Raw genomic sequence first — 24,363 nt, forward strand, 5'->3', positions numbered from 1 at the left:
GTTAATGGATGATCCAGCTCAACAACCACAACCCCAGCAGCAACCAGATGATCCCGGCAATGATCGACGCGTTCATGAACGCCCGGATCGCCGACCACAGCAGCATCAGGCCAACGATCAGCGCGATGATGCTGATGATCGAGGTGTCCATCCCCAGCGTTTGCGCCAGGCCGTCGACAAAGTTGCTGCCGGCATTGCTGAGCATATTGAACAGGCCGCTGAGGCCATCGACGATAAAGCGGATGACCGAACCGAGTGCCTGGCCGAGCCATTCGAAAAAGCTTTCTACACGCATGTGTGCATCCCTGATGAAAGAGCTGAGCCTTGGGCCACGCCGAGGGCGGCCGAGTTCCCTGCATGATAGAAGGTTTGCCCGGATAATGTGTGGGAGCGAGCTTGCTCGCGAAGGCGGCGTGTCAGGCAAATCCGGTCTGGATGATCCACCGCCTTCGCGAGCAGGCTCGCCCCCACAATTGATCATCTGCGCTGCTTGCCTTCAGCCCGCATCCCCCCGAAGCTATGCGTCTTCAGGAGAGCCCGATGAACCTTGTAGAACTGACCGAACGCCTGCACGCCATTCGCGACCGCAATGACTGGCGGCAATTTCACAGCCCGAAAAACCTCGCCATGGCCGCCAGCGTCGAAATGGCCGAGCTGGTGGAAATCTTCCAGTGGCTGACGGAAGACCAGTCACGCCAGTTACCGGCGGACAAACTCGCGCATGCCGGGCAGGAAGTCGGCGATATCGTTCTGTATCTGTTGCTGCTGTGCAGCGAACTGGGTCTGGACATGAATGAAGTGGTGCGCGCCAAGCTCGCCGACAGCGAACGGCGGTTCAGCTGATGAGCGACCGTCATTTCGATCAGTTGGCCACGCGCTTCGCCGAAAAAATATATGGCGGTGCCAAAGGCGCGATTCGCCTCGCCGTGTTGCAGGCCGATCTGAGCGAGGCCTTGCCGGAACGTCCGCTGCGCGTGCTGGATATCGGCGGGGGCCTGGGGCATATGTCGCTGTGGCTGGCCGAGCGCGGCCATGACGTCACCTTCACCGAGCCGGCCGAACCGATGCTCGAGGGTGCGCGCCAGCGTTTTGCCGAAGCCGGACACACCGCTACGTTCATTCAGGCGCCGTGGCAGGAACTGCCCGGTCAGCTCACCGAGCCCTACGATCTGGTGATCTGCCACGCCGTGCTGGAATGGCTCTCCGAGCCCCACGCCATCCTGCCGGTGTTGCATCAATTGACCAAGCCTGGTGGCTGGCTGTCGCTGGCGTTCTACAACCGTGATGCGCTGATTTATCGCAATCTGCTCAAGGGCCATTTCAAGAAAATGCGCAAGAACGTCATGGCCGGCGAGAAGCAGAGCCTGACTCCGCAGCAGCCTCTCGACCCACGGGAATTGGCAACGCAACTCGCCGGTATGTGGCAGGTCGAAAGTCAGAGCGGCGTACGGGTATTTCACGATTACATGCCGGTGGAATTCCAGGCCCGCGCCGAACTGGCGGATTTGCTGGAAATGGAACTCGCGCACCGTCGTCACCCAGGCTTCGCCGGGCTTGGGCGTTACTTGCACTGGATCTGCCGGCCGATCTGAGCGGAGCGCGACATGAAAGCTCGATGCGGGTTATTGCTGATAAGTCTGGGGTTGGCCGCTTGCCAAGGCAGCAACCCCTACGTGGCCCAGTCACGGCCGTTGCCGCCGGCACCGCCGCAAGCCGCCACCACCTTCGACCGTAGCGCCTACCCGGCGCCGCCGCGTGATTACGGGCGCTACCGCAACTGGGCCTGGCGCGACGGGCAGTTGCCGCCGGGCACGGCGTGGGCCGATTCGGCGCAAGTGGCCGAGGCGGTCAGCAACGCCCTCGACCAACGCGGCTTGCGGCCGATGCGCGACAACCGCCCGGCCGACCTGCTGGTCAGCGCCGACCTGCGTCTGGAAACCCGTTTGCGTCAGGTGCGCGATGATTACGGCTACTACGGCGGATACGGCGGCTATGATCGTTATGGTCGCGGTTACGGCATGTACAACAGCGTGCCGATCGTGCGCACCTATCAGGAGCAGGTCGTGGTGGTGCGGGTCGATCTGTTCGATGCCGGCAATGGTCAGCCAGTGTGGAGCGCCAGCGCCGAGACCGGCACCCAGGGCAATCAGATCGAACGCGCCGATGCGATCCGCGAGGCTGTGGAAAAAGCCATGGCGGCGTATCCTCCCAGCTGACGTCGTGTCAGCAGGTTCATGCCTTCACCCGGAGAAAAATCATGTTCCGCCGTCTCGCTCTACTCGCTGTTGCCGCGCTGCTCAGTGCCTGCGCCGCCAATCAGGTCAATCACGATTTCGACGCCAGCCGCGACTTTGCCGCTTATCGCAGCTGGAGCTGGAAAGACCCGGCCCTGCAATACCGCCCCGATGATCCGCGCATCAAAAGCGACCTCACCGAACAGCGCATCCGCCAGGCGGTGTCCGATCAACTCGATCAGCGCGGTTTGCGTCCGGCTGCCGGCGGTGGCAAAGGTGATCTGAGCGTGCAGACCTACCTGATCGTCGAGGACCGGCAGCAGCAGGTGACGACCAATTACGGCGGCGGTTGGGGCGGCCCGTGGAACGGCTACTGGGGCGCACCGATGTACAACGAAACGCGCAACATCACCTACAAGGTCGCGACCATTCAGATCGACCTGCTCGACGGCAAGGACGGCAAACTGGTCTGGCGTGGCAGCGATGAGCAAATGCTCAGCAACCGCCCGAATCCGGCTGACCGCAGCAATGCCATTCGCGAGACCGTCACACGGATCCTGGCCAACTATCCACCGCGTTGAACCGCTCTGAACCGTCCCTGTGGGAGCGAGCCTGCTCGCGAAGACGGTGTGTCATGCAGCATTGAATCCTCTGGCACGACGCTTTCGCGAGCAGGCTCGCTCCCACAGTGGCGTTGGTGACAGGAATGGCGTGACGCCAGCACTCTCGACCGACCGCGTCTACACTCTTTTTCATTAACGGAGGTAGCGCTCGGCACTGCGCCGGCAAAGGAGTGCGCCATGTCGCCAGGATCGCAAGGCAACGGCCCGGCCCGGCAACGCGGGGCGATCGGCTTGATGGCGGCTGCCACCCTGAGTCTGGCGCTGGTGATGATGTTGCTGGTGGTCGATAGCGGTCGCCTGTACATGGAACAGCGCAAACTACAGCGGGTGGTGGATACCGCCGCCCTCGAAGCGGTCAGTCGCGGCGGCAATTGCCTGCCCGGGCTGACCGCCGCCAGTTATGCCGGGCAAAGTGCGCTGCGCAATGGTTACGTGGTCGATGCCGCCAATACGCTCGTCACCACTTGCGGCACACTGGCCACCGCTGCCAGCGGTTTGCGCAGTTTCACTGTCGATGCCACGCAATCAAGCGCAGTCAAAGTCGCTGCCAGTCGTACGGTCACCAGCAGTTTTGCTGGTGGTGTGCAGGCGCTGTTCAGCGCCACGCCGGTCAGCCTCAATACCACGCTCAATGCTTCGGCAGTTGCCGCGAAACCGCAGCCGACCGTCGCCCAACTGAATATTCGCAGCACCCTCGCCAGCATCGACACGGCGCAGTCGAACATCCTCAATTCGCTGTTTTCCGGGTTGCTCGGCGGCAACGTCAACCTCACGGCGGTGGGCTGGGACGGTCTGCTGCACACTGATATCAACCTGCTCAAATACCTCGATCAACTGGCCATCGACCTCAACGTCGGTGCTGGCAATTACACGCAGTTACTCAATACCCAAGCGACGGTGACGCAGTTGATTCAGGCCGCAGCGACGGTGGTGCAACTCAACGGCGCGACTGCGCAAGTGGTCACCGCGCTGGGCCAGTTGCAGGTCGCCGCCATCAATGCGGCGCCGGTCAGACTCGGCGAGATCCTGCAACTGCAGACCGGCACCACGGCGGCGGGGCTGGATGCCAATCTGCAATTGCTGCAACTGGTGCAAGGCGTGGTGCAACTGGCCAACAGCAAAAGCGCGGTGGCGGCGACCTTGCCGGTCAACGTGCTGGGGCTGGCCGGTGTCACGGTACGGGTGAAGGTGATCGAACCGCCGCAGTTCTCGGCGATTGGCGATCCGGCGCGGGCCAAGGCCGATCCATTGGGACCGGACCGAATTTATGTGCGCACTGCGCAGGTGCGCACGCTGCTGTCGGTGAATTTGCCGGTGCTCTCGGGGGTGACGGGTCTGACCAATGCGGTGCTGGGCCTGGTCGGTACGCTGACGCCGACGCTCAATGCGCTGTTGAGCCTGAATCTGGTGGACACAATCAATTCAGTGTTCTGCCTGTTGGGTGCCGGCTGCCAACAGCTCGATCCGAAGCTGCTGCCCTCACCGCAGATCGACATCGCGCTAGATGCCGGCGGGGCGAAAAGCTATGTCACCGATTACCGCTGCCCGACCGACGACAGCGGCAGCAAAAGCCTGACTGCCGCCACAACAACCTCTCTGGCAGATCTCAAACTCGGCAAGATCGATCCTGTCGCGGCGTTCTCTTCAGTCGCCGAACCAACGGTGGCGCCGCTGCCGCTGGTCGATCTCGGCATCATCACCTGCCACAGGATTCTCGGCATCGGCAGTTGCGATGCCGCCTCCCGCGTCCAGTACGGCGCGGGCGGCATCGCCATCAAACTCGACACCAGCGTCGCGCAGTCTATGCAGAATCTGCTGTTCTCCAGCACCACACCCTTCGCCACCCCGGCCAATCTGAAACTGCCGCCCAGCGTGCTACCGGCCGCGCCGACCAGCAACATCGTCGGCAGCCTGGCGAACACCCTGTCGGGCATCAACCTGATCGTCTACAAACCCGTGGGCAGCAATCCGCTGGGCGCTATCGTCACTGGGGTGGCTTCGTTGATCAGCGACGTCAGCAACCGCTTGTTGCCAGTGATCACCGGTTTGATCAGTCCCTTGCTCGACCCGTTGTTGAATAATCTGCTCAAAGGCCTGGGCATCAACCTGATGGATACAGAGGTGGGCGCCAACATGACCTGCGGGCAGACCGGCAAGGCCTATCTGGTGATCTGATCATCCGTGGCAATCGGCAATTCGATGCAGAACCGTGCGCCCTCCGTGGAGTTGCGCACGCTCAACTGGCCGCCCATGTTGGCGATGATGCCGTAGCTCACCGACAGGCCCAGGCCGGTGCCGACGCCAATCGGTTTGGTGGTGAAGAACGGCTCGAAGATCCGCTCCAGCAAACGCGGATCGATACCGCCGCCATTGTCCTCGACCCACAGCCGCACGCTTTCCTCGTCACGCTCGGCGTAGATCGAAATCCACGGTTTGAATGCCGGGTGGTGCTCGCGCTTGCCGAGCAGGGCGTCACGGGCGTTGACCATCAGGTTGATCAGCACCTGCTCCAGCTGATCGACGTAGCCGCGCACCTGCGCCTCGAAAGCAGTCTCGCTGATGCGCAAATCGACACCTTTACCGCGCATGCCCTCGGCCAGCAGTGACAAGGTGCCTTCGATGGCTTGGGCCGGGTTGAACAATTGTTGTTCGATTTCCGAGCGGCGACCGAACACACGCATGTGGTCGACCACCTTAGCCGCGCGTTGAACCTGAGCGTCGATGCGGTTGAGTTTGTCGGTCAGATAATCGACCTGTACATCACCGTTGCCGAGGCGCTTGAGCACGTTGACGATGGCCATGCGCATCACGTTGAGCGGCTGGTTGATTTCGTGGGCGAGGCCGGTGGCCATTTCGCCGAGGGTGGCCATTTTCGCGCTTTGGGTGAGTTGTTGTTGCGAGCGGCGCACCTCGGTGTTGTCGCGGCCCACCGCTTGCACTTCGATCAACTGGCCGCGCTCGTCGAACACGCCGCGATCTGACCACACCCACCAGGCGTGTTCGCGTCCGGGCAATTGCAGGCTGATTTCCGCTGTACTCACTGGCTGTTCCGGCGTCAGTTGGCTCAAGCGCTGAACGAACGCTGCGCGCTGTTCTTCGGACATCCACCCACCCAGATCAACCCCGGGCAGTTGTTCCGGGGTGCATTCCAGATAAGTCGCCAACGGTCGGTTGCCAAAGATCAGCGTCAGGTCCGGGCGATAGCGGCAGATCATCGCCGGCGAGTCCTCGACCAGAATCCGGTAACGCTCTTCGCTTTGCCGCACCTGCTCGGCGGCAAGCGTCGCGTCGGTGACGTCCAGCCACAGGCCCACCGCCTCGACCGGCAACCCGAGATCGTTGCGCAGCAGTTTCGCTTCATCGAGCAGCCAGTGATACTCGCCACGGTTGTCGCGCAGGCGATAACGCGCACGCACCGAGCCTTCGCGCAGCAACTGGCGGTTGCGCTGGAAATACAGTTCGCGGTCGTCGGGATGCACGCGCTCGACCAGCGCTGTCGTGTCGCAATCTTCCAGCGTCCAGCCCAGCAAGGGTTGCAGGCTGGCGCTAAAAAAATCCGGAACCAGTGCGCCTTCTGCATAGCGCTGCACGTAGATCACCGCCGGTGAACTGGCAATCAGATTATCCAGCCGCGCATGGGCGGCAGCGGCGCGCTGTTGTTGATTCTGGATGTCGCTGATGTCGAGCATGAAGCCGACCAGACGCCGATGCTCACCGGTGCCGCTGACCTGGCCCTGAATCCGATACCACGTCGCCGCTGCGCCGACCTCCGCGCGGTGCAGACGTACGCTCAGGGTCAGCGCTTCTCCTTGCAGTTGCAGGGCGCGCAAACGGCTGCGCAACTCGGCGCGATCGGCGGGATGAAACAGCGACAGCCAGTCTTCTACCGGCAGCAGGCGATCGCTGAGATCCAGTGCCGAGGCCAGCGTCGGCGCCAGTGCAATCTGCTCTTCGGCACTGATTTCCCACCAGCCGGTGCCGAGCAGGTTTTGCAGCGAGTCCAGGCGCTCCATCGATTGCACATGGCGCTGCTCGCGCAAGCGGCTGAGCAGCGGCCCGGCCAGCGCGCCGGCCAGGCTCAGCCAGTCGCGATCGGTCAGCCATGGCGCCACGTTGTCGACTGTATAAAACCCGCAGAGCAGCCACGCGACCACGCCCTGGTCATTGCTGTAGGGCACGGCGAAACCGTTGGCGTTGCCGAACGTGGCCTGCAATCGCGAGTGTTCATAGCGGCCCTGCGGGCCGGCGAGACGTTGCGGCGCGCTGCCGTTGAGGCTGTCCAGCGGCGTGCCCAGCGGCTGACCGTCCTCCCACAATTGCGGGGCATCGTGGCCGCGAAACTGTTGATGAATCTGCCAGCCCTGGGCCTGTTCATCCAGTAACGCCACGGCGAGGCAGGGGATGTGCCAGCGCTGGGCGATGGCCTGCAATTGTTCGCCAAGCACCGTCGGCAGACGCGTCAGGCTGCACGTGCGCAGACGATCGCTGACCTGCGCGGCGAGGGTCTGGCAGGCGTCGCGATCGCGCGCCTGCTGACGTTCGAGCAACAGGTCGGCGATGTCGAGCATCTGCAGTTGCCAGCCATCGTTTAGTGGCTGCACCCAGCCGCGAAGGTGCAGCGGCTGATCATTCAGGCCGCTGAAATCCAGATCGAGCAATTGCCCTTGCCAGTCTCGCGGCTGACCTTCGATGGTCAGCAGACTGTGCGGCAGCAGGTAGGCGCGGAGCGGCAGCGGCTGACCCTGAGGTTTGTGCTGGGCGAGCAAATGCCGCAGCGGGCCGGCGATCTGCAACACATCGCCGTTGCCGTCCAGATAAAAATGCAGGCCGATCGGCGGCGCGCCGAGGTGGTCCGGCAAGTCGTGGGCTGCGACGGGGGCGCGCTTGAGCAAGCGCCCGAAAAGCTTATCGCCGGCGGTCAAAATTGCAGGCTCGAGCGGGCGGTCAGGTGCGTGGGCAGATTGGGCACCGTGCCGATCCCGGGCAGCACCAGAAACGGCATGATCTGATTGAGCTTGCTCACCGGGTAATTGACGCTGACGGTCAGGGTGCCAGTCCCCGCGTCGTAGGCCGCACTGGTGTCGGTGCCGACCACCAGATTCAAGGCCGAAGGCAGCCATTGCAGTTGCTGGGTCAGCGCGGCATTGGCGGTGTTGACCACCACCGTCGAATAGTTCGGCGTGGTCGGGTCCACCGCAACGCTGCGGCGCACCGCCTCAGCGGTGGCCTGGTTGAACGATTGCATCATCACGAAGGGCAGGCCGTAGCTGACCAACCCGTAAAACACTGCGAAAAAGATGATGAACACCAAGGCGAATTCGATCGCCACCGCACCTTTTTGCGACCTGCGAAAGCCGTTTTTCATGCGTGCGTCTACCCTGACAGTCACTGCGTAGTATCAGCATAGAATCAATCAGACAAAACGGACGGCTTTCAGCGGATGCAGATTTCCCTTGTTCTGATCTGGCTGGCGATCTGCGCCGCCCAAGATGCCCGGCAGCGGCGAATTTCCAATGCTTTGACGTTAGGCGTCGGCGCGCTGGCGTTGGTCTGGTTGTTGGCGACTGGCACTACTTGGCTGGGCGCCGACGCGGGGCAGGGCGGCTGGGCCTGCCTGATCGCTCTGCTGCTGACGCTGCCGGGTTATTTCTTAGGCCGCATGGGCGCCGGCGATGTGAAATTAATGACAGCCCTGGGTCTTGCGACGAACGGCATATTCGTTCTTGGCGCGTTTATCGGCGCGGGCGTGGCCAGCGTGCTGTGGCTGCTGCTCGCGCCAAAAGTCTGGCCTCATATGGCTCAAGGAGTTAGAGAGCATGTGCGTCATCTGGCCCCGGACAAGTCAAAAAAGCTGCCATTTGCGCCGTTCGTGTGGGTAGGTGTAGTGCTTTCGCTGTACTGGATCACCTGATCGCGGGGTGCCACTAGTTCTATGTACATAGTCGGAAAGTGGGTCTACTTTCAATTCAGGCGAATACGCCACCAAAGTGCAGGAATCGTCAGCGTTGGCCGAGCAAATGGGGTGGTTCGTGAACAAGCCTAATTCGGTAAAAATCCTCGTGGTCGATGATCAGCCGCTGATCGTCGAAGAACTCTGTGAGTTTCTCGAGAGCAGTGGCTACCGTTGCGTGCCGTGCGACTCGAGTCTTGAAGCCATCGAGCTGTTCAGGGCGGACCCGGACATCGGTCTGGTGCTGAGTGATTTGCACATGCCGGACATGGACGGCATCGAGTTGATCCAGGCGTTGCAGCGGCTGGCCGGCAAGCAGCGGGTGTTCGAGGCGATCATGCTCACCGGCCGCGCTGACAAGCAGGATGTGATCAAGGCGTTGCGCGCGGGGATTGCCGATTACTATCAGAAGCCGATCGATCTGGCAGAGTTGCTTGAGGGTGTGCAGCGCCAGGAACTGGCTTTGCAGGAGCGGCAGAAGAATCTGCATCTGGGGCATTTGAATCAGAAGTTGCAGTTTTTGTCCGAGTCGATTGATGACCTTTATCAGGATCTGGACAAGGTGCGGCGCTCGCCCGTGCCGGTGGTGAGTGATGGTGAGCCTGAGTCCGTGGAGATGCCGGCGGTGTTCAGTCAATTGTCGCCCCGGCAGTTGGACGTGGCGCGGTTGGTGGGCAAGGGGCAGACCAATTATCAGATTGCCTGTGAGTTGGGGATTACCGAGAACACGGTGAAGCTGTATGTATCGCAGGTGTTGCGGTTGACGCATATGCATAATCGGACGCAGTTGGCTTTGGCGCTTTCTCCTGGTAGTTCGGCGGGGCGGCAGCGGGTTACTGCGCATTGACTTGGCGGCCTTTGGGCCGACCATGCTTTGGGTGGTTGGGGTGAATATCCGTTTCTTCGGGTGTTGCGGCTGGCGGTTTCGCCCTTACGGCGAGTCCCTTTTGGCAAACGCCGGAATGCCGGCCCAGCCCAAAGGAACCAAAAGGTCTTCGCCCTGACGTTCGGCCCGCTCGCTGGGGCTCGGGGTTCCTTCGCTCCGGGATCGATCCTGGCGCAGCGGCTACGGTTTGCTTCGCTGCACCTCCTTCCGCTGTGTACGACTGCGTCGTACGGTCGCTGCGCTCCCACGCCCGGATCAATCCCTCCACTCAGCCTGCCGACGGGCTCCCAGATCAAGATCAAAAGCTACTCGAGCTTGCGCTCATTGTTTTGAGTGGTGAAAAGCATGCGGTGTCTGGCTTTCGTTTTGCGCTGGATTCGCCCCTCACCCCAGCCCTCTCCCGAGGGAGAGGGAGCCGATTTGCGGGTTGTTCAAAATTTGCATTCGACTCGGTATCTCAGGTCGGCATACCTGACCCAAACAACTCGGGTCGGTCCCCTCTCCCTCTGGGAGAGGGCTAGGGTGAGGGTGCTTTTGATTTTGATTGTTTAAATCTGTGTCTGATTTGCCAGAACCTTCCCACAAGGTTTTCAGGTTGTCCGTCGGACGTCGGGTCACTAGTCTCTGGCTGTCGCTGACAACTCAGCGGTCAGGTGTGGAAACCTGAAATTCAAGTAGTTGCTTTGCATTGCTACCGTAATCGTTGTCGGCGTGTTCGTTCGTCTGCAAACTGTGTCGCGGCGGCTGTGCGTGGGCAGACTTTGGTCTGGCCGGTTGCCTACTTATCGGTTTTCCACCCTGCGTACAGCTGCCACCTTTTGTCGTGTGGAAACGACAGAAGAGGGCGTGACAGCCAAGTAGGAGTTCTCATGGACAAACTGATCCCAGACCCACCCCCATCCCCCACCACCTCGCTCGAAGACGCCATGCGCGCCGACGATCTGGTGAAAAACCGCGAAGCGATAAAACGCGCGCTCGATTTCTATCTCTGCCCCGCACCTGCAAAACCGCACCCGCCCAGCACGCTGTTCATGGTGGTGCCCAATGTCGATACCGAAAGCTTGTTGGCGCATGCCTGTGAGTCGCTGGCGTCAGCGAGTGCGATGGCGAGTAATTTCGCTGGCGAGTTGAGCGGGTTTCAGCGCAGCACGGCGTTGGCGATTCAGCAGATTGTCATGCTGGCGGAGTTGGCGGTGAATCGGGCGCTGGATCGGGTGGATCCGCAGAGCTGAAACCGCGTTATCGTTCTTCGCGAGCAGGCTCGCTCCCACCGAAAGCACGCGGTCGACTGTGGGAGCGAGCCTGCTCGCGAAGGGGCCTTCAAGGGCACCACCAAACTAATTCTTGCTCTCGATCTTCCCGCCCGCATCCGGATCATAAAAATCCGGGATCTCGTACTGGTATTTCTTCAGCCAGCGCTGCATCGCCAGTTCGCGTTCAGTGGCGGTGGCGCTTTGGGGTTTGGGTGAGGCGGCTTTGTTGCGGCTTTGCAGGACCAGCCAGCCTTCGGTTTCCTGCTGCTGCGCTGAAGCCGGGCCGGTGTCGATGGCGTGGGCGCCGAGGGGTAGGGTGAGCAGGGTCAGGTAGCACAGGCCTTTGCGGATGGTCATGGCTGTCTCCTATTCGAGCGTCGGCGGTAGGGGGTCGATGAAGGCGGCGACGCGGTCGCCGGGTGTGGCTTTGGCGTTGGTCGGGGCTTTGAGTTTTTCTGCGCGTTGCTGCGCTTCGGTGAATTGTTCCGGGGTCAGTTTCGAGCGGCTGACGACCTCTGCGGCTTGGGGCCAGTCGTTCTGGTAGAGCAGCAGGGTGACCATGTTCAGCGTCGCCAGTTGATTGTTCTGGCTCAGCTCGATGGCGGTGAGGAATTCGAATTTCGCTTCGTTGAGGCGCAGTTGGTTGAGGTAGACCACGCCGAGGTCATTGCGGATTTTTTCGTCGGTGGGCGCCAGGCGCGCGGCGCGTTGCAGGTGGGCCTGGGCCTGGCCGTTGTCGCCACGGGCGGCGTAGACCTGGCCCAGGCCATGTTCGGCCTGGGCGGTGAGGCAGCCGCCGAGCAGGCTGCGGTAGAGCGGCTCGGCTTCGCTGCGACCGAGCAGGCGATAGACCTTGGCTTTGCGCAGGCGCACTTCGCTGAGGTTGTCCGGCAGGCTTTGCAGATTGGCCAGGCTCGCGTGGAGCTTGCCGTCGCTGGCCAGATCATCGGCGAGGTTCAGCGACAGTTCCTGCTCCGACGTGAGTTTGCTGCAGCTGGACGGCGACAGCAGCGAGGTCCACGGCGCCTGGCCATCCGTGGCGCAGCCGCTGAGCAGCAACAGACTTGCCATGACTATCAGTACTTTCATCAAACGCTCTCCATGAGCCAAGGTCAGTTTGCGAACGCGCGAGCAATGGCGGTGAAGCCCGGGCCGGCCAGAACGATGAGCAGGGCCGGAAACAGAAACAGCATCATCACCACCGACATCTTCGCCGACATTTTCGAGATGTATTCCTGCAGCCGGGTCAGGCGTCGGTCGTCCAGTAATTGCTTGAGCGCCAGCAGTGATTTCATCGCACCGCCGCCCTGGTGGATCAGTTGCTGGAGGATCACGCAGGTGTCGGTGAATTCGTCCACCGCGAGCATCACCGCGGTCTTGTTCAGCTCCTGACCCAGCTCCAGACCGGAGTCGACGCGGCTGAGGATCAGGCGCAGTTCGCTGGTCAGCTCCGGCAGCAGTTTCTGCGCTTCGACACTGAGCACGCGCAGCGCTTGTTCCACGGCCATGCCGGATTCGAAGAGGATGCGCAGCAGCGGAATGAACGTGGAGATTTCCACGGCGATGGTTTTCTGTCGGCGGGCGGCGGCGTAGGCGAGCAGGCGTTTGGGCAGTAGATAGCCGCCGCCCGCAGCGAACATCGGCGCCATCCAGCGGTGACTGGTCTGCGGGAATAACACTTCCTGCAAAAAGATCGCCAGCCCCAGAGCGAGCAGCGGCGTGCCGATCTGGCAGGCGGCGAAGAGCGCGCGTTCGTTGGCGCGGCGCCAGCCGAGGCGGCCGAGCAGGGTCTGGGTTTCGCTGTCGATGCTCACCGAGCCCCGGCCGAAACGGCTGTTGCCCAGCGCGCGCAGCCAGTGGCCGAAACGGTTCTCCCGCACCAATTGGCCGTGCAAGCGCTGATGCACCTGACGCACGCGGCGGCGCTCGGTGAGCAGGTGATTGCCCAGCAATAACAGCGAACCAAGGAGCAACAACAACGCCGCGAGCCAGACCATCTCAAACGCTCCGCAACATGCGCCACAGCGCCAGACTGCCCAACACCTGCAACACGGCGGCGCTGAGCAGCATGGTCTGGCCGCTTTCGTCGTGCCACATGCCGAGCATGTAGCCGGGGTTGGTCAGCATGAAGTAGCTCACCAGAATCAGCGGCAGCAAACCGAGCACCCAAGCGGTCATGCGCGTTTCCCCCGTCAACGCGCGCAACTGCCGCGCGCCCTGGTCGCGCTCGCGGATCAGTTTGATCAGATTCTCCAGCAACTCGCTGGCGTTGCCGCCGTAGCGGTGATTGACCTTCAGGCCGAGGGCGAACATGCGCAATTCGTCCTGCTCGTAGAGCTCGGCAAAATCGCTGACCGCATCGGGCAGGTTCACCCCCAGTTGCACGTTGCGCTGCACCCGGCCCATGGCCGCTTTCAAGGGATCTTCACTGGCCTCGATGCCGCCCAGCACCGCATCGCTCAGCGTGCGCCCGGACTTGAGGCTGCGCACGGTGTGGTCGAGCAGTTGCGGCAGTTGTTCGATCATGCGGCGGATCCGCCGTCGGTAGCGAATGGCGATGTACAACCGCAACGCCACGGGCGGGACGAGCAACATGATCAGCAAACCAACCCAGCTCCCGAGCAGAAATCCCAGGCCCATGGCCGCCGCCCACAGGCTCAGCCACAGGCCGAAACGCTCGCTCGGCCGACCCAGTCCTGCACGCAGAAACATGCGCTCCAGCCCCACCCACCTGGTCTGCTCGACGGCCAGCTGCGGTTGTCCGGCGGCGAGTCGATTGAGGACTTTCTCCGTCGCGGTCTTGCGCAGCCCTTGCAGGAACAGATAGATCGACAGCCCGAGCAGCATCAGGCAGATGGCGATGAGAATGATCGGTCCCAGCATCTGCGTGCTCCTCGCCGTCAGCCCAGGTGAGCGTCGTGGCGCAGCTTGTCGCCGGCCGGGTTGACCGCTTCGCGCACAAAGCCGAACCCCGTGCGGCGGTCGAGGCGGAACAGGGTGTTGGTGACGTAGACGTCCTCGCGGATGCCGACCACTTCCACCACTTCACTGACGCAGCGCCGGCCATCGGGCATGCGCGTCAGTTGAATGATCACGTCGAGGGCGGCGCAGATCATCTGGCGCAAGGTGCGTTCGGCGATCGAGCGCCCGGTCAGCCCGACCAGCGTCTCCAGACGCAGCAGCGCATCCTGCGCATTGTTGGCGTGCACGGTGCTCATCGAACCGTCGTGGCCGGTGTTCATCGCGGTGAGCACATCGACCACTTCGACGCCACGGATCTCGCCGAGAATGATCCGGTCAGGACGCATGCGCAGGGCGTTGCGAATCAGGTCGCTGGCCTTGACCTCGCCATGCTCCTCAGCGTTGGGGGGACGGGTTTCAAGACGCACCACATGCGGATGGCCGAGTTGCAGCTCGGCGACGTCTTCGATGGTCACCAGCCGTTCGTGCGGGTTGATCAACTGGCTGAGGATGTTCAGCAGCGTGGTCTTGCCGGTGCCGGTGCCGCCACTGATGAGGATGTTGCAGCGCCTGCCCACGGCGTTCTGCAGGAATTCGAAAATCGCCAGATCGATGGTCTGCATCGCCATCAGGTCGGTGCTCTTGAGCATGTCCTTGCGGAACTTGCGGATCGACAGGCACGGGCCGTCGAGGGCGATCGGCGGGATGATCGCGTTGACCCGGCTGCCGTCCGGCAGGCGCGCATCGACCATCGGCGAGGACTCATCGAGGCGGCGCCCGAGCGGCGCAAGGATGCGTTGCATGACCCGCTCGACATGATGCGCATCGATAAAACGCAGATCGCTTTGATGCAGTACGCCGTCGCGCTCGATGAACACCCGGTGCGGGCCGTTGACCAGAATTTCCGTCACCGACGGGTCGCGCAGCAGGACTTCCAGTGGGCCGAAACCGGTGAGCTCGTCGACGATTTCCTCGCCGAGGCGCTCCATTTCGTAGCGCGAGATCGCCAGATGCAAACGCGCGATGTATTCGGCGACCTTGTCGGTGACGAACTGCGCCAGTTGCTGGCGCGAACCTTCCAGCAGGTTTTTCCCCGACTCCTCGATGGCGTCGATGATGTAGCGGTGCAGGACCAGTTTCAGGCCTTCGTGATCGCTGTTGCCGATCGCTCCGTGAGACGTTGCGCCAAAGAGTTTTTCTGCGCTCATGAGTGGCCTCGCAGACGGTCGAACCAGGTGACTTTCGGTTTGCTCAAGCCTTCGGAACGCTTGGCCAAACGTTCGCCGAGGGCGCGCAGGCTCTGGGTGAGTTTCTCTCGCGGCGCCAGTTCGAACAGACTCACGCCCTGGTTTTTCGCGTTCAGGCGCACATCGGGACTGAACGCCAGCACGGCGATGACTTCCAGATTGAAGGTCTTGCCCAGGGTCTCGGCATCCGGCGCAACGTTGCTCAGGTAGCGATCGATCAGCAAGCGCCCGTGCTCGAGTTTCATGCCTTTCTCGCGCCACTGGTTGAGCACGGCAAGATTGCGTCGGCAGTTGAGGACGTTCTGGTCGGTGTACCAGAGCAGTTTGTCGCAATGACTGACGAAGGTGCGCAACGCTTCACTGTCGGCCTGCCCGGTGAGGTTCACGACAATGTGCTGGAAGTGCTGGCGCAGGGCGCTGAGGAGCATGTACAGCTCGGCGGCACTGGTGGATTCCAGCGGCTCGTCGCTGTTGGCGTAAGCAAGAATTCGCAGGCCGTGCTCGGCGCTGGTGAAAGCGCTGTCGATCAGCGTGGCGTCGAGGCGGCGCAAATGACGCAGGGCATCGCCGAAGTGAAACGAACTCTCCAGACCCAACAACGCCAGACTATCGCCACGCGGCAGACCGAGGTCGAGCAGCAGGGTTTGCTGGCCGCTTTTCTGCACGACCATGGCCATGTGATTGGCGATCAAGGCGCCGTCCGACGCGCCTTGCACACCGTACAGAACGGTGAGGCCGCCGAGCTGGGTGCTAGGTGTAACGGCCGGCAGACGCTTACTCAGGCGCCGCACCAGTCCGGCGACTTCGCTGGAACGCGAGCCATAGGCCACGAAATCCCGTGCGCCGGCGCGCATCGCATTGAGCACCAGCTGATTGTCCATGCCGTCGCCGAGAGCAACGATCGCCAGCATCGGCTTGGCTTCCAGCGCACCTTCGATCAGCGCGCTCTGCGCCACGACGTGCTCGCGATCAAGGCCGACGAAGACCAGATTGGCGAACGTTACATCGACCAGTGCGAGCAATTCGTCGAGGCTGCCGGCACCGGCGCTGATGACCTGGCCGAGTGGCGCGAGAGCGCTTTGCAGCCATTCCAGATCGGTGCTGTTGCGGGTGATGGCGAGGAAGGTCTGGCTGAGATTCTGGTTCATTGCGACAACCCGCTGCGCTTGTCGAAGTTGCCGTTCTCGAGGAAGAACATGCGATAAAAATTCGGGTCGTAATTGCGCAATTTCTCTCCCGGCAACGACGGCAGTCGCGCGTCCGCCGCCAATGGCTGGACCAGGTGCGGGGTGACGATCATCAGCAGTTCGCGCTCTTCGCGCTTGATCTGCGAACCCTTGAAAAACGCGCCGAGGATGGGAATATCGCCCAGGCCGGGAAACTTGTTCACTTGCGAGCTGTTGGTGGTGCTGATCAAACCGCTGATGACGAAACTTTCGCCATCACCCAGCGACACGCTGGTGTCGGTGCGGCGGATGGTCAGCGCCGGAACGGTCGTGCCGGCGATGTTCACCGCGTTGGCAAAATCCAGTTCGCTGACCTCCGGGGCGACCTTCAGCGCGATGCGGTCGCGGCCGATGATGGTTGGCGTCAGGGTCAGGCGGATGCCGAATTCCTTGTACTCGATCGACACGCTGTCGCTGCCGGAACTGGGCACCGGAATCGGGATTTCTCCGCCGGCCAGGAAGCTCGCACTCTGCCCGTTCAACGCCACCAGACTCGGCCGCGCCAGGGTGTAGGCGAAGCCGCTGGTTTCCAGGGCGTTGATGATCGCCATGGTCTTGCCGCCGACCCAGGAGAAGTTGAACAGCGAGTTATCCACCGGCAGGCGCGGCTGCGGTACGCCGTCGATTGGTGGCAGCGTGCCGGGCGAGCCGAACAGGAAATTGCCGCGCGTGCCGATCAGCGACGCCGTGGCTTCCTTGAGTTTGGTGCGGCTGACTTCGACGAAACGGATGTCGGTCTGCACTTGCGACGGCAGGGCCGGATCGTCCGACGGCACGCTGCTGGTCAGCGCCGTGGTCGCCGCGCCCTGGACGAAGACCATGGCTTGCTGCGGCTGCGCCGAGCAGGCGGTCCAGACCATCAGGCTGGTCGCGCCGGGGCCGACGCCCGTGAGCAGAAAGGACGAACCGCCATTGGCATGCACGTCGGCAATTTTCGGATCGCCCACTGCCAGCCGAGTGATTGCCACCGGTGACTGCATGTCCTGCTGGAAGCCTTCACCGATTTCGATCACCGAGGGCAGGCGCGGCAGTGCCGAGCAGTTGCCCACCGCCGCGAAGGCGCTGTCCATCGTCAATCCCAACAACAGCAAGGCCCGGAGCGCCGGTTTCAATGTCGGTCTGAGTCGACTCTGCATGCACGTGAATCCTTGCGCAGTCATGGGGTTTGTTGGCTGATCTGGTTGCCGCGAATGATTTCCACCGCAGGCCTGGGCGCCGCGCTGGCACTGGCGGTGGCAGGTGCTCTTTGCGCGCTGCCCAGGGCGAGTTGGGTGAACTGGAAAAGCTGACTGTTGGCGCGATCCAGATGCGCGGGCGATTGCGCTTCGCCGGCCCAGTATTTGGCCAGCCGCTGTTCTTCGCTGCTGCGCACCGCGAGGCGCAAGGTGCCGACTTGAGTGGCGAGCATCAGGCGGCTGAGCAGTTGTTCCGGCACCGCCAGCACCGCAGTCCGCGCGGCGATGCGGCGCTGGTCCTGTTTGAGTTTTTCTTCGGCGCTGAGGTTGGGGGAAGCCGGTTGGCCGTCGTTGGTCAGGCCGTACTGATCGCCGACCCCGAGCACGCGCAGGGCCGGAACGGCGATCTGCGCCGACTGCTGCAGATTGCTCGCGTCCTCGCGCAGATACAGCAGCACGTCAACGTAATCGCCCGGCAGCAACTGCCCGGCGGCACCGATCACTTCATCGACGGCCACGGTCAGTGCGCGCTCGTCGCGGCGAATCATCCGCGCCAACGCACCGCCGGCCTGGAAGCTTTCGTCATTGAGCCAGGTGCCGGCGCTGAGGTGGCGCCAAGGCGTGCGGCCGACTGCTTGTTCAATGCTGGTCAGGCTGCCGGCCGGTGCGCTGCGCAGTTTTTCCACGGTCACATCGGCGGCGCTCAACGGCGTGAACGGCGCTACATCGTGGAGCAGCACCACCACCGGTTGGCGGGTCTGGTCTTCGGCAATCGCGACAGTCTGTTCAATGCTGACCGCTGGGGCGACGGGCGCCTCGGCGACCGGGGCCGGCTGACGACTGAGCACCAGCCCCCAGTAACCGACAAAAACCGCGCCGAGCAACAGCAACGCGGCTAGGCCCATGGTGACGCGACTGTTCATGACGGCTCTCCCTTTCCTGCTGCACAACCGACGGCATCTGCTTGTGAAGGGCTTACTCATTCGGCAGCTATGAACATGCAACTATTTCGCTATTTCCAAGCTAGCTGATCCAAGCAAAAGCGCCATTAATGACAGGCGAAATAACCGTACCAAAGTATGAATCTGGCCAGTTAACAGCCGGAAACGGCGGAAAAACGATGGGATTAATGCTTTGTGATTAATGCGTTCTTACAGTTGTTGGGCGGGGGTTTGTTGACAATGCTCAGGTGGCACGGTGGAACCTTGCCGCGGTGGTGATGTCGGCGCCAGAGGCGCGAAGGAGTGGACCTATGTTTCGTATGACTTTTGATTATGTGATCGCCAAGGCTCGCGCGTTTGCCCGCAGTGAAGAGGGTGCTTCGGCGATCGAGTATGCGATTGTGGTGGCGATGGTGGCGGTGGTGGTTGTGGCGTTCGTCACTCCGCTTGGAGACAGGGTCTTGGCGATCTTCAACAATATTCTGACCTCGCTCGATGGTACGGCTGTGACCCGGCCAACGCCGTGATTTTGTGAACTCTGCACTTGGCTGATATCGCACTACACTGGATTTACCTTTCAGTATTCAGGTATTGCCTATGAACGCGTCTTCGTCGCCCCGCCAACAACTGCTTCTGGTTGATGATGAAGAAGACGCGTTGCTGGAGTTGGCGGAGTTGCTGGAGGGGGAGGGCTTTACCTGTCATACCGCGACGTCGGTGAAGTTGGCGTTGCATCTGTTGACCCGGCATCCGGATATTGCTTTGGTGATTACTGATCTGCGTATGCCCGAGGAGTCGGGCATGTCGCTGATCAGGCTGCTGCGTGAGCATACGTCGCGGGAGCATTTGCCGGTGATTGTGATGTCGGGGCATGCGGATATGGAGGATGTCAGCGATATGTTGCGGTTGCAGGTACTGGATCTGTTTCGCAAGCCGATTTATCACGTGAGGTTGTTGGAGACTCTCGATACTCTGTTTCCCAAGCCTCTGGTTGGGGCTGGGTGAACTCGGCGGCCTTTGGGCCGACCGTGTTCTGTGGGGGGGGTGAATATCCGTTGCTGCGGGTGTTGCGGCTGGCGGTTTCGCCCTTACGGCGAGTCACCTTTTTCAAACGCCAAAAAGGTAACCGAAAAGGCTTGCTCCTACGTTCGGCCCTCGCAGGCTCGGGTTCCTTCGCTCCGGGACTGATCCGGGCGCAGCGGCTACGGTTTGCTTCGCTGCACCTCCTTCCGCTGTGTTCGACTGCGTCGAACGGTCGCTGCGCTCCCACGCCCGGATCAATCCCTCCACTCAGCCTTCCGACGTCGCCGGTGGATCAAGATCAAGAGCACTCGAGCTTGCGCTCATTGTTGAGTGGTGCGGCTTCGCCGCGGGCAGCTGCGCTGCTTTGCTTTTCTGTGGGAGTGAGCCTGCTCGCGATAGCGCCCTGCCAGCCAACCCATTCCTGCCTGATGTACATCAATCCTGTGGGAGCTGGCTTGCCAGCGAAGGCGGCCAGTCAGCCAACAACGCTCTGCCTGACTCACCACCTGCGCAATCAACCTCTTGCTCTTGTCACTCCGGCACAAGCCTGTCCAGTACGCGGTTGACCGCCAGTTCGCCCAGCATGATCACTTGCTGTATTCCCAACAGGGAATTGCGCTGCGGTCCATCGATAAATCCGGCGAGGTCGCTGGCCATGATGCTCGCCGAGGCCAGTGATTCGCAGGCATGGACCAACAAGGTTTCGTTGTCCGCAGCCGGGTCGACGATGAACAGGGTGCTGGGTTTGCGCGGTGCGGCAGGGTCTTTGATGAGGCGGGGGTTGAGGTAGTAATCGATGGCGCGGTCGGCGGCTTCCTTGAGTTTTTGCGCTTCGACGAGCGGGTCGGCGAAGGCTGGATCGGCAAGAGGTGGATCGGGCGTTATTTTTTTCACGGGCTCAGTCTCCTGATGGAGTAGGGCCGCAACCCGTTCGCGACTAAACGAAAGGGAGGCAGCTGCACGCAGGTTAGTCGACCGATGAGCCACGAAATCGGCGCGCCCGAAGGCGCCCTGCGCACAGCCACCATCAAGTGCAGGTATGCAATACCTGGCTGACAGGAACCTGTGCGTCGTGGACAAGCGGGCGACTAAACCCGACCACTGATGAGCAGTGGCAGGCAAACGATAGAACCCGCGCCCCAGGCGCACAAGCCGGCGGATTCTGGCGTAGCCGTAGGCAACGGCGCAAGGATTTGTGGGCTGTTGCGAGGTAACGGGGCGTGTGTTTAAACGGCTGGTTTAAGCGCTGCGATAAATAGTTTGAATAGCCGAACCCTTTCGCGAGCAGGCTCGCTCCCACAGGGACGGCGGTTGTACTGAGAAACTGTGAACACCGCCGAATCTGTGGGAGCGAGCCTGCTCGCGAAGGCGGTGCGTCAGTCAAAAAAATCCTGACTGACACACCGCTCGGCCATCACAACTGATAACTGAAACTGATGCTGTACCGAGGCTTGCGGTTCAACGTATCCAGCGCTTCATCGGACATGGCCTTCGCCACTTCCAGGGCGACGTTGTAGTACTTGGCATCGCCGAACCTCAGCCCGACGGCTGTCGATGACAGGTTGTTGGCCTGCACCGGCAGTTGGTTGAACCAGCTGCGCGAGCGGTCGACGACGACGTAGGGTTGCAGGATGCGCACCCAGTTGCCGTCGCGGTTGAAGCTGTAGTTGACCTCGTAGGCCACGCCCCAACCCTTGTCGCCCGAGGCCTGGTCGTCGGGGTAGCCACGGCCGAAATTCTGCCCGCCGAATACGGCGCGTTCGCTGTCGGGCAAGGTGTCGTCGCTCCAGTAAAGCGCCGCCGAGAGCACGCCTTGCCAGTTGTCGAGAAACTTGTCGCTCTGCACGCCGGACAATCTGACGCGGAAGAAATCCAGGTCGATGTCGTCGTAGTTGGTGTGCGCGCCGAGGCTGTCGAAACCCTGGTAGACGCCGGCACTGAGGATGCGCAGTTGGCGGGCGTCGGCCTTGCGCCAGTCGCCTTCGAAAGCCAGGGCGCGGACATCGGTGCGCAGTTCGGTGCTGAAGGGAAAGTTGATGCCGTCGTAGCGCGTCTTGTCGTCGACCGCATACAAGCGCGAGCCGGCGGTCAGCAGTTCGTTGGCGGAGGCGATCAGGGGCGTGCTGAAGCCGATCGAGTAGCGATCGTTCTCGCGGTGAGTACTCAGGCGTCCGCCACCGCCCACCAGCACTTCGGTGTCCGGGTCGGCGCGGTAACGCGAGGCCGAGACGTTGAGTTGCGTGCCCTCGGTATCGAGGAACTGGCTGTAGTCGAGACGGTAGTAATGCTCTTTATCGTCGCCCGGTGGAAACAGGCCGCTGAGGCTCAACTGTTCGCCCATCGACGTCTGCGAATTGCTGCTGACACCGAGCAACGCCTGCGGGCCGTTACGGTTGTCTTCGGTGGTGCTCAGGGTGCTGGTGAACGGTTTGCGACTGGCCTGGGCAACCAGGGTGGTCGCGCCATCGGTGGTGCCCGGCGGTGGCACTTGCGCTTGAATGGTTACGCCGGGAATGCGGCTCATAAGCGTGGTGTAACGCTCGAAGGTCTTGCGCGTCAGCGGGCGTTCGGCCTGGATTTTCGCGGCGAGTTTGTCGAGCAGACTTTTGACCCGGCCGATGTCGCCCTGCATCTGGATATCGCGCACGTAGCCCTCGACCAGCACCACCCGCGCCACGCCGTCATCGAAGTTCTGTTGCGGCAGGAACGCGTAGGACAACAGATAGCCGTCCTGCTGATAGCGGCGGGTGATGTTGCGCGTGGCTTCGATCAGTTCGGCAAGGCTGGCCTGGCGGCCGATCAGTGGCTTGTAGATTTCCGCGAGTTCGTTGAGCGGGTAAATCGTGCCGCCTTCGATCTGCACGGTCTTGAGGTTGACCTTGGTTTCCATCAGCAGTGGCTGTGCGGCGGTCGCACCCGGGTCCGGCACTTGCAGCGGCGCCGCGCTCGGCCGATAGGCGTCGGCGGGCAGGTTGGGTACGGGGAGGTTGCGGATGGTTTCGTTACTGTTGAGAAAGCTGGGCAAGGTGTCGGCGAGGGCAGCGGAACTGAGGCTCAGGCACAGCAGGGATGCCAGTACGCGCATAGGACACTCCATGGTCAGAACACAGCACAGGGCAAGTTTTTCCGTAGAAAAAAGGCGGAAGACTCGTGGGAATCTTCCGCCCTCAACCAAGCGTAGGCGCTGTAGGTAAGGCCGTCGAATCGGCCAGGTGCAATTCAGCGTTTGTTGCCGCCCAGCGCGCCGGTCAGGCCGCCGAGTACCCCGCCCAGACCGCCAGTTGTGCCGCCAGTGGCAGTGCCGCCGTTGACCAGGCCACCGACCGCTGCCACGGTGCCGCCGACGTTGGTAACCAGACCGCCGACAGCAGTGGTGACCGGATTGTTGGTGGCGGCAATCGCTCCGCCGAGATTGCCGACGGCGGCGCCCACCTGATTTGTAAGACCAGCGACCGGAGTGCCGAGACCGGTAGCGGCGCCGACCTGTTGAGTGACAGTGGTGACCGCGCTGGTGACCGGATTGAGGCCCGCACCGACTGCGGCGCCGACACTGGCCAGCGGCGACGTGGTTGCAGTGATCGGGGTGCCCGAGCCGCCAAGTACGGTGTTGATCGACGCAATCGTGGTGCCCAGCCCGCCAGCGGTGACGCCGCCGGCACTGACCACGCCGCTGGTGCTGCCGGCATTCAGACCGCTGCCGACGTTGACCACGGCGCCGCCCACGGTTTGCAGCAGACCGGTGCCGCCCAGCCCGCCACCGATGCCGCCGATGCCGCCAGTACCCGAGCCAGTGCCATTGGACACCAGGCCACCCGCTTTGCCGACCGCCGTGCCGGTGTTGCTCAGGGCGCCGCCGAGGGTGTTGGTCAGGGGATTGCCGCTGCCTGCGTCGGTGACTTTGCCGCCGAGGCTGTTCACCGTGCCGCCTACTTTTGAGATCACCCCTTTGAGCGGATCACCCAGACCGGTGGCATCGCCGAGCTTGTCGGTGGTGCTTTCGACCATGGCGATCACCGGCACCAGGCCGCTGTCGACCTTGTTGGTCAACTGGCTGGTCGGGCCGCTGCTCAGTGAGGTGTTGAGGGTGTCGCCAAGCATGGTGACTTTTTCACCGATGCCATCAACCAGCGGCGCCACGCGGGTGACTACGCCGCCCACGACGGGAACGCTACGGGTCGCTGTGTTGAGTTTGACGCTGAGGTCCGACACGCCGTCGCCAACATCGGAAACCACGCCGCCAACCGAGGCCACGGTGATGGTCAGGCCATTGGGGTCAGTGGCCAGTTTGCCGATGCCATCAGTGACGCCATCGCCCAAGGTGCTGACCACGTTGCCGGTGGTGTTGGCCACGCTTTGCACGATGCCGCCAGCGACCGGAACAGTGCTCAGCGAATCGCCGATCTGGCCGACGCCATCGCCGACACCGCTGACGGTTTTGCCGACATCCTGAACAAGTGTTGTGGTCACCAGCGAAGGTGCAGCGGGATTGGTCGGGTTGGTGGGATCGGTCGGGTCTGTCGGATTGGTTGGATTGGTCGGATCGGTGCCACCGCCGGTACCGCCAGTGCCACCGGTTCCGCCGCCAGTGCCGCCGGTGCCACCAGTGCCGGCAGTATCGCCGCCGGTTCCGCCGCCCGCGCCACCGCTGCCATCGGTGCCCGCCGTGCCGTCCGCCGTCGAGCTGCCCGAACTGCTGCGATGACCGCCACCGCCGCTGCTGCAGCCGACGAGGCCGACCGAAAGAATCAGTGCCAGCGCGATTGCCGATTTGGACCACATCACTTGAGTTTTCATGATTGAGATTCCTGCACCTGTCACAACGTTACGTTGCCTTCGATGGCTCG

At 62.2% G+C, this 24,363-nt stretch carries 24 protein-coding genes; 10 read left to right on the plus strand and 14 right to left on the minus strand.

Features of this window, described 5'->3' with window-relative positions; translation table 11 throughout:
• Position 1: 1 nt before the first annotated feature.
• Positions 2-295: a hypothetical protein gene (locus OK411_RS04235; RefSeq protein ID WP_016771853.1), complete on the minus strand. Its 294-nt coding sequence runs from the start codon at positions 293-295 to the stop codon at positions 2-4.
• Positions 296-540: 245 nt separating this feature from the next.
• Here OK411_RS04235 and OK411_RS04240 point away from each other — a divergent pair, with 245 nt between their 5' ends.
• The 5 genes from OK411_RS04240 to OK411_RS04260 all read left to right on the plus strand — a co-directional run bounded on the left by OK411_RS04240 (position 541) and on the right by OK411_RS04260 (position 5,032).
• Positions 541-843, plus strand: coding sequence for a MazG-like family protein (locus OK411_RS04240; protein ID WP_016771852.1), 303 nt, complete (start codon positions 541-543; stop codon positions 841-843).
• Positions 843-1,592 (plus strand): methyltransferase domain-containing protein, encoded by a 750-nt coding sequence (locus OK411_RS04245; protein WP_264364471.1) that lies wholly within the window; start codon positions 843-845, stop codon positions 1,590-1,592. Before OK411_RS04240 ends, OK411_RS04245 begins: the two co-directional genes overlap by 1 nt.
• A gap of 12 nt (positions 1,593-1,604) precedes the next feature.
• Entirely contained in the window at positions 1,605-2,216 is a 612-nt protein-coding gene (locus tag OK411_RS04250; RefSeq protein ID WP_016771850.1) for a DUF4136 domain-containing protein, read from the plus strand.
• Between the two features lie 41 nt (positions 2,217-2,257).
• Positions 2,258-2,815 carry a DUF4136 domain-containing protein gene (locus OK411_RS04255; RefSeq protein ID WP_076565566.1) on the plus strand — a complete coding sequence of 186 codons (558 nt, stop codon included), beginning with the start codon at positions 2,258-2,260 and terminating at the stop codon, positions 2,813-2,815.
• A 219-nt stretch (positions 2,816-3,034) separates the two neighbouring features.
• A complete protein-coding gene (locus tag OK411_RS04260) occupies positions 3,035-5,032 on the plus strand; it encodes a pilus assembly protein TadG-related protein (protein WP_264364472.1) in 1,998 nt (665 codons plus the stop codon).
• Here the strand turns inward: OK411_RS04260 and OK411_RS04265 are convergent.
• Together OK411_RS04265 and OK411_RS04270 are read right to left on the minus strand one after the other, a co-directional pair.
• Positions 5,017-7,779: an ATP-binding protein gene (locus tag OK411_RS04265; protein ID WP_264364473.1), complete on the minus strand. Its 2,763-nt coding sequence runs from the start codon at positions 7,777-7,779 to the stop codon at positions 5,017-5,019. The genes OK411_RS04260 and OK411_RS04265 overlap by 16 nt on opposite strands.
• Entirely contained in the window at positions 7,776-8,222 is a 447-nt protein-coding gene (locus tag OK411_RS04270; RefSeq protein ID WP_024011435.1) for a TadE/TadG family type IV pilus assembly protein, read from the minus strand. Before OK411_RS04270 ends, OK411_RS04265 begins: the two co-directional genes overlap by 4 nt.
• A gap of 75 nt (positions 8,223-8,297) precedes the next feature.
• Between OK411_RS04270 and OK411_RS04275 the strand changes: the two genes are divergently transcribed.
• From OK411_RS04275 to OK411_RS04285, 3 genes are all read left to right on the plus strand, one after another.
• Positions 8,298-8,768: a prepilin peptidase gene (locus OK411_RS04275; RefSeq protein ID WP_136492290.1), complete on the plus strand. Its 471-nt coding sequence runs from the start codon at positions 8,298-8,300 to the stop codon at positions 8,766-8,768.
• A gap of 106 nt (positions 8,769-8,874) precedes the next feature.
• A complete protein-coding gene (locus OK411_RS04280; RefSeq protein WP_413694501.1) occupies positions 8,875-9,654 on the plus strand; it encodes a response regulator in 780 nt (259 codons plus the stop codon).
• Between the two features lie 908 nt (positions 9,655-10,562).
• Positions 10,563-10,925 carry a DUF6124 family protein gene (locus OK411_RS04285; protein WP_136492289.1) on the plus strand — a complete coding sequence of 121 codons (363 nt, stop codon included), beginning with the start codon at positions 10,563-10,565 and terminating at the stop codon, positions 10,923-10,925.
• 105 nt (positions 10,926-11,030) lie between these two features.
• On the opposite strand, the gene OK411_RS04290 is transcribed toward OK411_RS04285, so the two are convergent.
• The 8 genes from OK411_RS04290 to cpaB are packed head-to-tail and all read right to left on the minus strand — an operon-like array spanning position 11,031 to position 18,478.
• Positions 11,031-11,303, minus strand: coding sequence for a DUF3613 domain-containing protein (locus OK411_RS04290; protein ID WP_130927037.1), 273 nt, complete (start codon positions 11,301-11,303; stop codon positions 11,031-11,033).
• 9 nt (positions 11,304-11,312) lie between these two features.
• A complete protein-coding gene (locus tag OK411_RS04295; RefSeq protein ID WP_073471815.1) occupies positions 11,313-12,035 on the minus strand; it encodes a tetratricopeptide repeat protein in 723 nt (240 codons plus the stop codon).
• Between the two features lie 23 nt (positions 12,036-12,058).
• A complete protein-coding gene (locus OK411_RS04300; protein ID WP_217879255.1) occupies positions 12,059-12,943 on the minus strand; it encodes a type II secretion system F family protein in 885 nt (294 codons plus the stop codon).
• Between the two features lies 1 nt (position 12,944).
• On the minus strand, positions 12,945-13,829 hold the full coding sequence (locus OK411_RS04305; RefSeq protein ID WP_110647080.1) for a type II secretion system F family protein: 885 nt from the start codon (positions 13,827-13,829) through the stop codon (positions 12,945-12,947).
• Between the two features lie 17 nt (positions 13,830-13,846).
• Complete coding sequence (locus tag OK411_RS04310; protein ID WP_264364474.1) at positions 13,847-15,115, minus strand: CpaF family protein; 1,269 nt, start codon at positions 15,113-15,115, stop codon at positions 13,847-13,849.
• Positions 15,112-16,302 carry an AAA family ATPase gene (locus OK411_RS04315; protein WP_122610416.1) on the minus strand — a complete coding sequence of 397 codons (1,191 nt, stop codon included), beginning with the start codon at positions 16,300-16,302 and terminating at the stop codon, positions 15,112-15,114. The genes OK411_RS04310 and OK411_RS04315 overlap by 4 nt, the downstream gene beginning before the upstream one ends.
• Positions 16,299-17,516: a type II and III secretion system protein family protein gene (locus OK411_RS04320; protein WP_264364475.1), complete on the minus strand. Its 1,218-nt coding sequence runs from the start codon at positions 17,514-17,516 to the stop codon at positions 16,299-16,301. Before OK411_RS04320 ends, OK411_RS04315 begins: the two co-directional genes overlap by 4 nt.
• Before the next feature lie 20 nt (positions 17,517-17,536).
• A complete protein-coding gene (gene cpaB, locus OK411_RS04325) occupies positions 17,537-18,478 on the minus strand; it encodes a Flp pilus assembly protein CpaB (RefSeq protein ID WP_264364476.1) in 942 nt (313 codons plus the stop codon).
• A 329-nt stretch (positions 18,479-18,807) separates the two neighbouring features.
• Between cpaB and OK411_RS04330 the strand changes: the two genes are divergently transcribed.
• Both OK411_RS04330 and OK411_RS04335 read left to right on the plus strand, forming a co-directional pair.
• Positions 18,808-19,023, plus strand: coding sequence for a Flp family type IVb pilin (locus OK411_RS04330; RefSeq protein ID WP_370593582.1), 216 nt, complete (start codon positions 18,808-18,810; stop codon positions 19,021-19,023).
• 70 nt (positions 19,024-19,093) lie between these two features.
• Positions 19,094-19,501 (plus strand): response regulator, encoded by a 408-nt coding sequence (locus OK411_RS04335; protein ID WP_136492285.1) that lies wholly within the window; start codon positions 19,094-19,096, stop codon positions 19,499-19,501.
• A gap of 549 nt (positions 19,502-20,050) precedes the next feature.
• Here the strand turns inward: OK411_RS04335 and OK411_RS04340 are convergent.
• From OK411_RS04340 to OK411_RS04350, 3 genes are all read right to left on the minus strand, one after another.
• The gene (locus OK411_RS04340) at positions 20,051-20,413 is read right to left on the minus strand and encodes a DUF6124 family protein (protein ID WP_264364477.1); all 363 of its coding nucleotides are present in this window, start codon (positions 20,411-20,413) and stop codon (positions 20,051-20,053) included.
• A 520-nt stretch (positions 20,414-20,933) separates the two neighbouring features.
• Complete coding sequence (locus OK411_RS04345; RefSeq protein ID WP_073471828.1) at positions 20,934-22,604, minus strand: ShlB/FhaC/HecB family hemolysin secretion/activation protein; 1,671 nt, start codon at positions 22,602-22,604, stop codon at positions 20,934-20,936.
• A 134-nt stretch (positions 22,605-22,738) separates the two neighbouring features.
• Positions 22,739-24,313 carry a collagen-like triple helix repeat-containing protein gene (locus tag OK411_RS04350; protein ID WP_264364478.1) on the minus strand — a complete coding sequence of 525 codons (1,575 nt, stop codon included), beginning with the start codon at positions 24,311-24,313 and terminating at the stop codon, positions 22,739-22,741.
• Positions 24,314-24,363 lie beyond the last annotated feature (50 nt).

It is taken from the genome of Pseudomonas sp. RG1 (assembly GCF_025910115.1).
In the GTDB taxonomy this organism is placed as follows: Bacteria; Pseudomonadota; Gammaproteobacteria; order Pseudomonadales; family Pseudomonadaceae; genus Aquipseudomonas; species Aquipseudomonas atacamensis.

What these genes read in the sequence shown, in the direction of transcription:
- OK411_RS04275 (WP_136492290.1), top strand. Translation starts at nt 8,298, where the DNA reads ATGCAGATTTCCCTTGTTCTGATCTGGCTGGCGATCTGCGCCGCCCAA.
- OK411_RS04315 (WP_122610416.1), bottom strand. Translation starts at nt 16,302, where the DNA reads ATGAACCAGAATCTCAGCCAGACCTTCCTCGCCATCACCCGCAACAGC.
- OK411_RS04280 (WP_413694501.1), top strand. Translation starts at nt 8,875, where the DNA reads ATGGGGTGGTTCGTGAACAAGCCTAATTCGGTAAAAATCCTCGTGGTC.
- OK411_RS04245 (WP_264364471.1), top strand. Translation starts at nt 843, where the DNA reads ATGAGCGACCGTCATTTCGATCAGTTGGCCACGCGCTTCGCCGAAAAA.
- OK411_RS04300 (WP_217879255.1), bottom strand. Translation starts at nt 12,943, where the DNA reads ATGGTCTGGCTCGCGGCGTTGTTGTTGCTCCTTGGTTCGCTGTTATTG.
- OK411_RS04250 (WP_016771850.1), top strand. Translation starts at nt 1,605, where the DNA reads ATGAAAGCTCGATGCGGGTTATTGCTGATAAGTCTGGGGTTGGCCGCT.
- OK411_RS04335 (WP_136492285.1), top strand. Translation starts at nt 19,094, where the DNA reads ATGAACGCGTCTTCGTCGCCCCGCCAACAACTGCTTCTGGTTGATGAT.
- OK411_RS04305 (WP_110647080.1), bottom strand. Translation starts at nt 13,829, where the DNA reads ATGCTGGGACCGATCATTCTCATCGCCATCTGCCTGATGCTGCTCGGG.
- cpaB (WP_264364476.1), bottom strand. Translation starts at nt 18,478, where the DNA reads ATGAACAGTCGCGTCACCATGGGCCTAGCCGCGTTGCTGTTGCTCGGC.
- OK411_RS04240 (WP_016771852.1), top strand. Translation starts at nt 541, where the DNA reads ATGAACCTTGTAGAACTGACCGAACGCCTGCACGCCATTCGCGACCGC.
- OK411_RS04235 (WP_016771853.1), bottom strand. Translation starts at nt 295, where the DNA reads ATGCGTGTAGAAAGCTTTTTCGAATGGCTCGGCCAGGCACTCGGTTCG.
- OK411_RS04270 (WP_024011435.1), bottom strand. Translation starts at nt 8,222, where the DNA reads ATGAAAAACGGCTTTCGCAGGTCGCAAAAAGGTGCGGTGGCGATCGAA.
- OK411_RS04310 (WP_264364474.1), bottom strand. Translation starts at nt 15,115, where the DNA reads ATGAGCGCAGAAAAACTCTTTGGCGCAACGTCTCACGGAGCGATCGGC.
- OK411_RS04295 (WP_073471815.1), bottom strand. Translation starts at nt 12,035, where the DNA reads ATGAAAGTACTGATAGTCATGGCAAGTCTGTTGCTGCTCAGCGGCTGC.
- OK411_RS04290 (WP_130927037.1), bottom strand. Translation starts at nt 11,303, where the DNA reads ATGACCATCCGCAAAGGCCTGTGCTACCTGACCCTGCTCACCCTACCC.
- OK411_RS04285 (WP_136492289.1), top strand. Translation starts at nt 10,563, where the DNA reads ATGGACAAACTGATCCCAGACCCACCCCCATCCCCCACCACCTCGCTC.
- OK411_RS04260 (WP_264364472.1), top strand. Translation starts at nt 3,035, where the DNA reads ATGTCGCCAGGATCGCAAGGCAACGGCCCGGCCCGGCAACGCGGGGCG.
- OK411_RS04345 (WP_073471828.1), bottom strand. Translation starts at nt 22,604, where the DNA reads ATGCGCGTACTGGCATCCCTGCTGTGCCTGAGCCTCAGTTCCGCTGCC.
- OK411_RS04350 (WP_264364478.1), bottom strand. Translation starts at nt 24,313, where the DNA reads ATGAAAACTCAAGTGATGTGGTCCAAATCGGCAATCGCGCTGGCACTG.
- OK411_RS04320 (WP_264364475.1), bottom strand. Translation starts at nt 17,516, where the DNA reads ATGCAGAGTCGACTCAGACCGACATTGAAACCGGCGCTCCGGGCCTTG.
- OK411_RS04330 (WP_370593582.1), top strand. Translation starts at nt 18,808, where the DNA reads ATGTTTCGTATGACTTTTGATTATGTGATCGCCAAGGCTCGCGCGTTT.
- OK411_RS04255 (WP_076565566.1), top strand. Translation starts at nt 2,258, where the DNA reads ATGTTCCGCCGTCTCGCTCTACTCGCTGTTGCCGCGCTGCTCAGTGCC.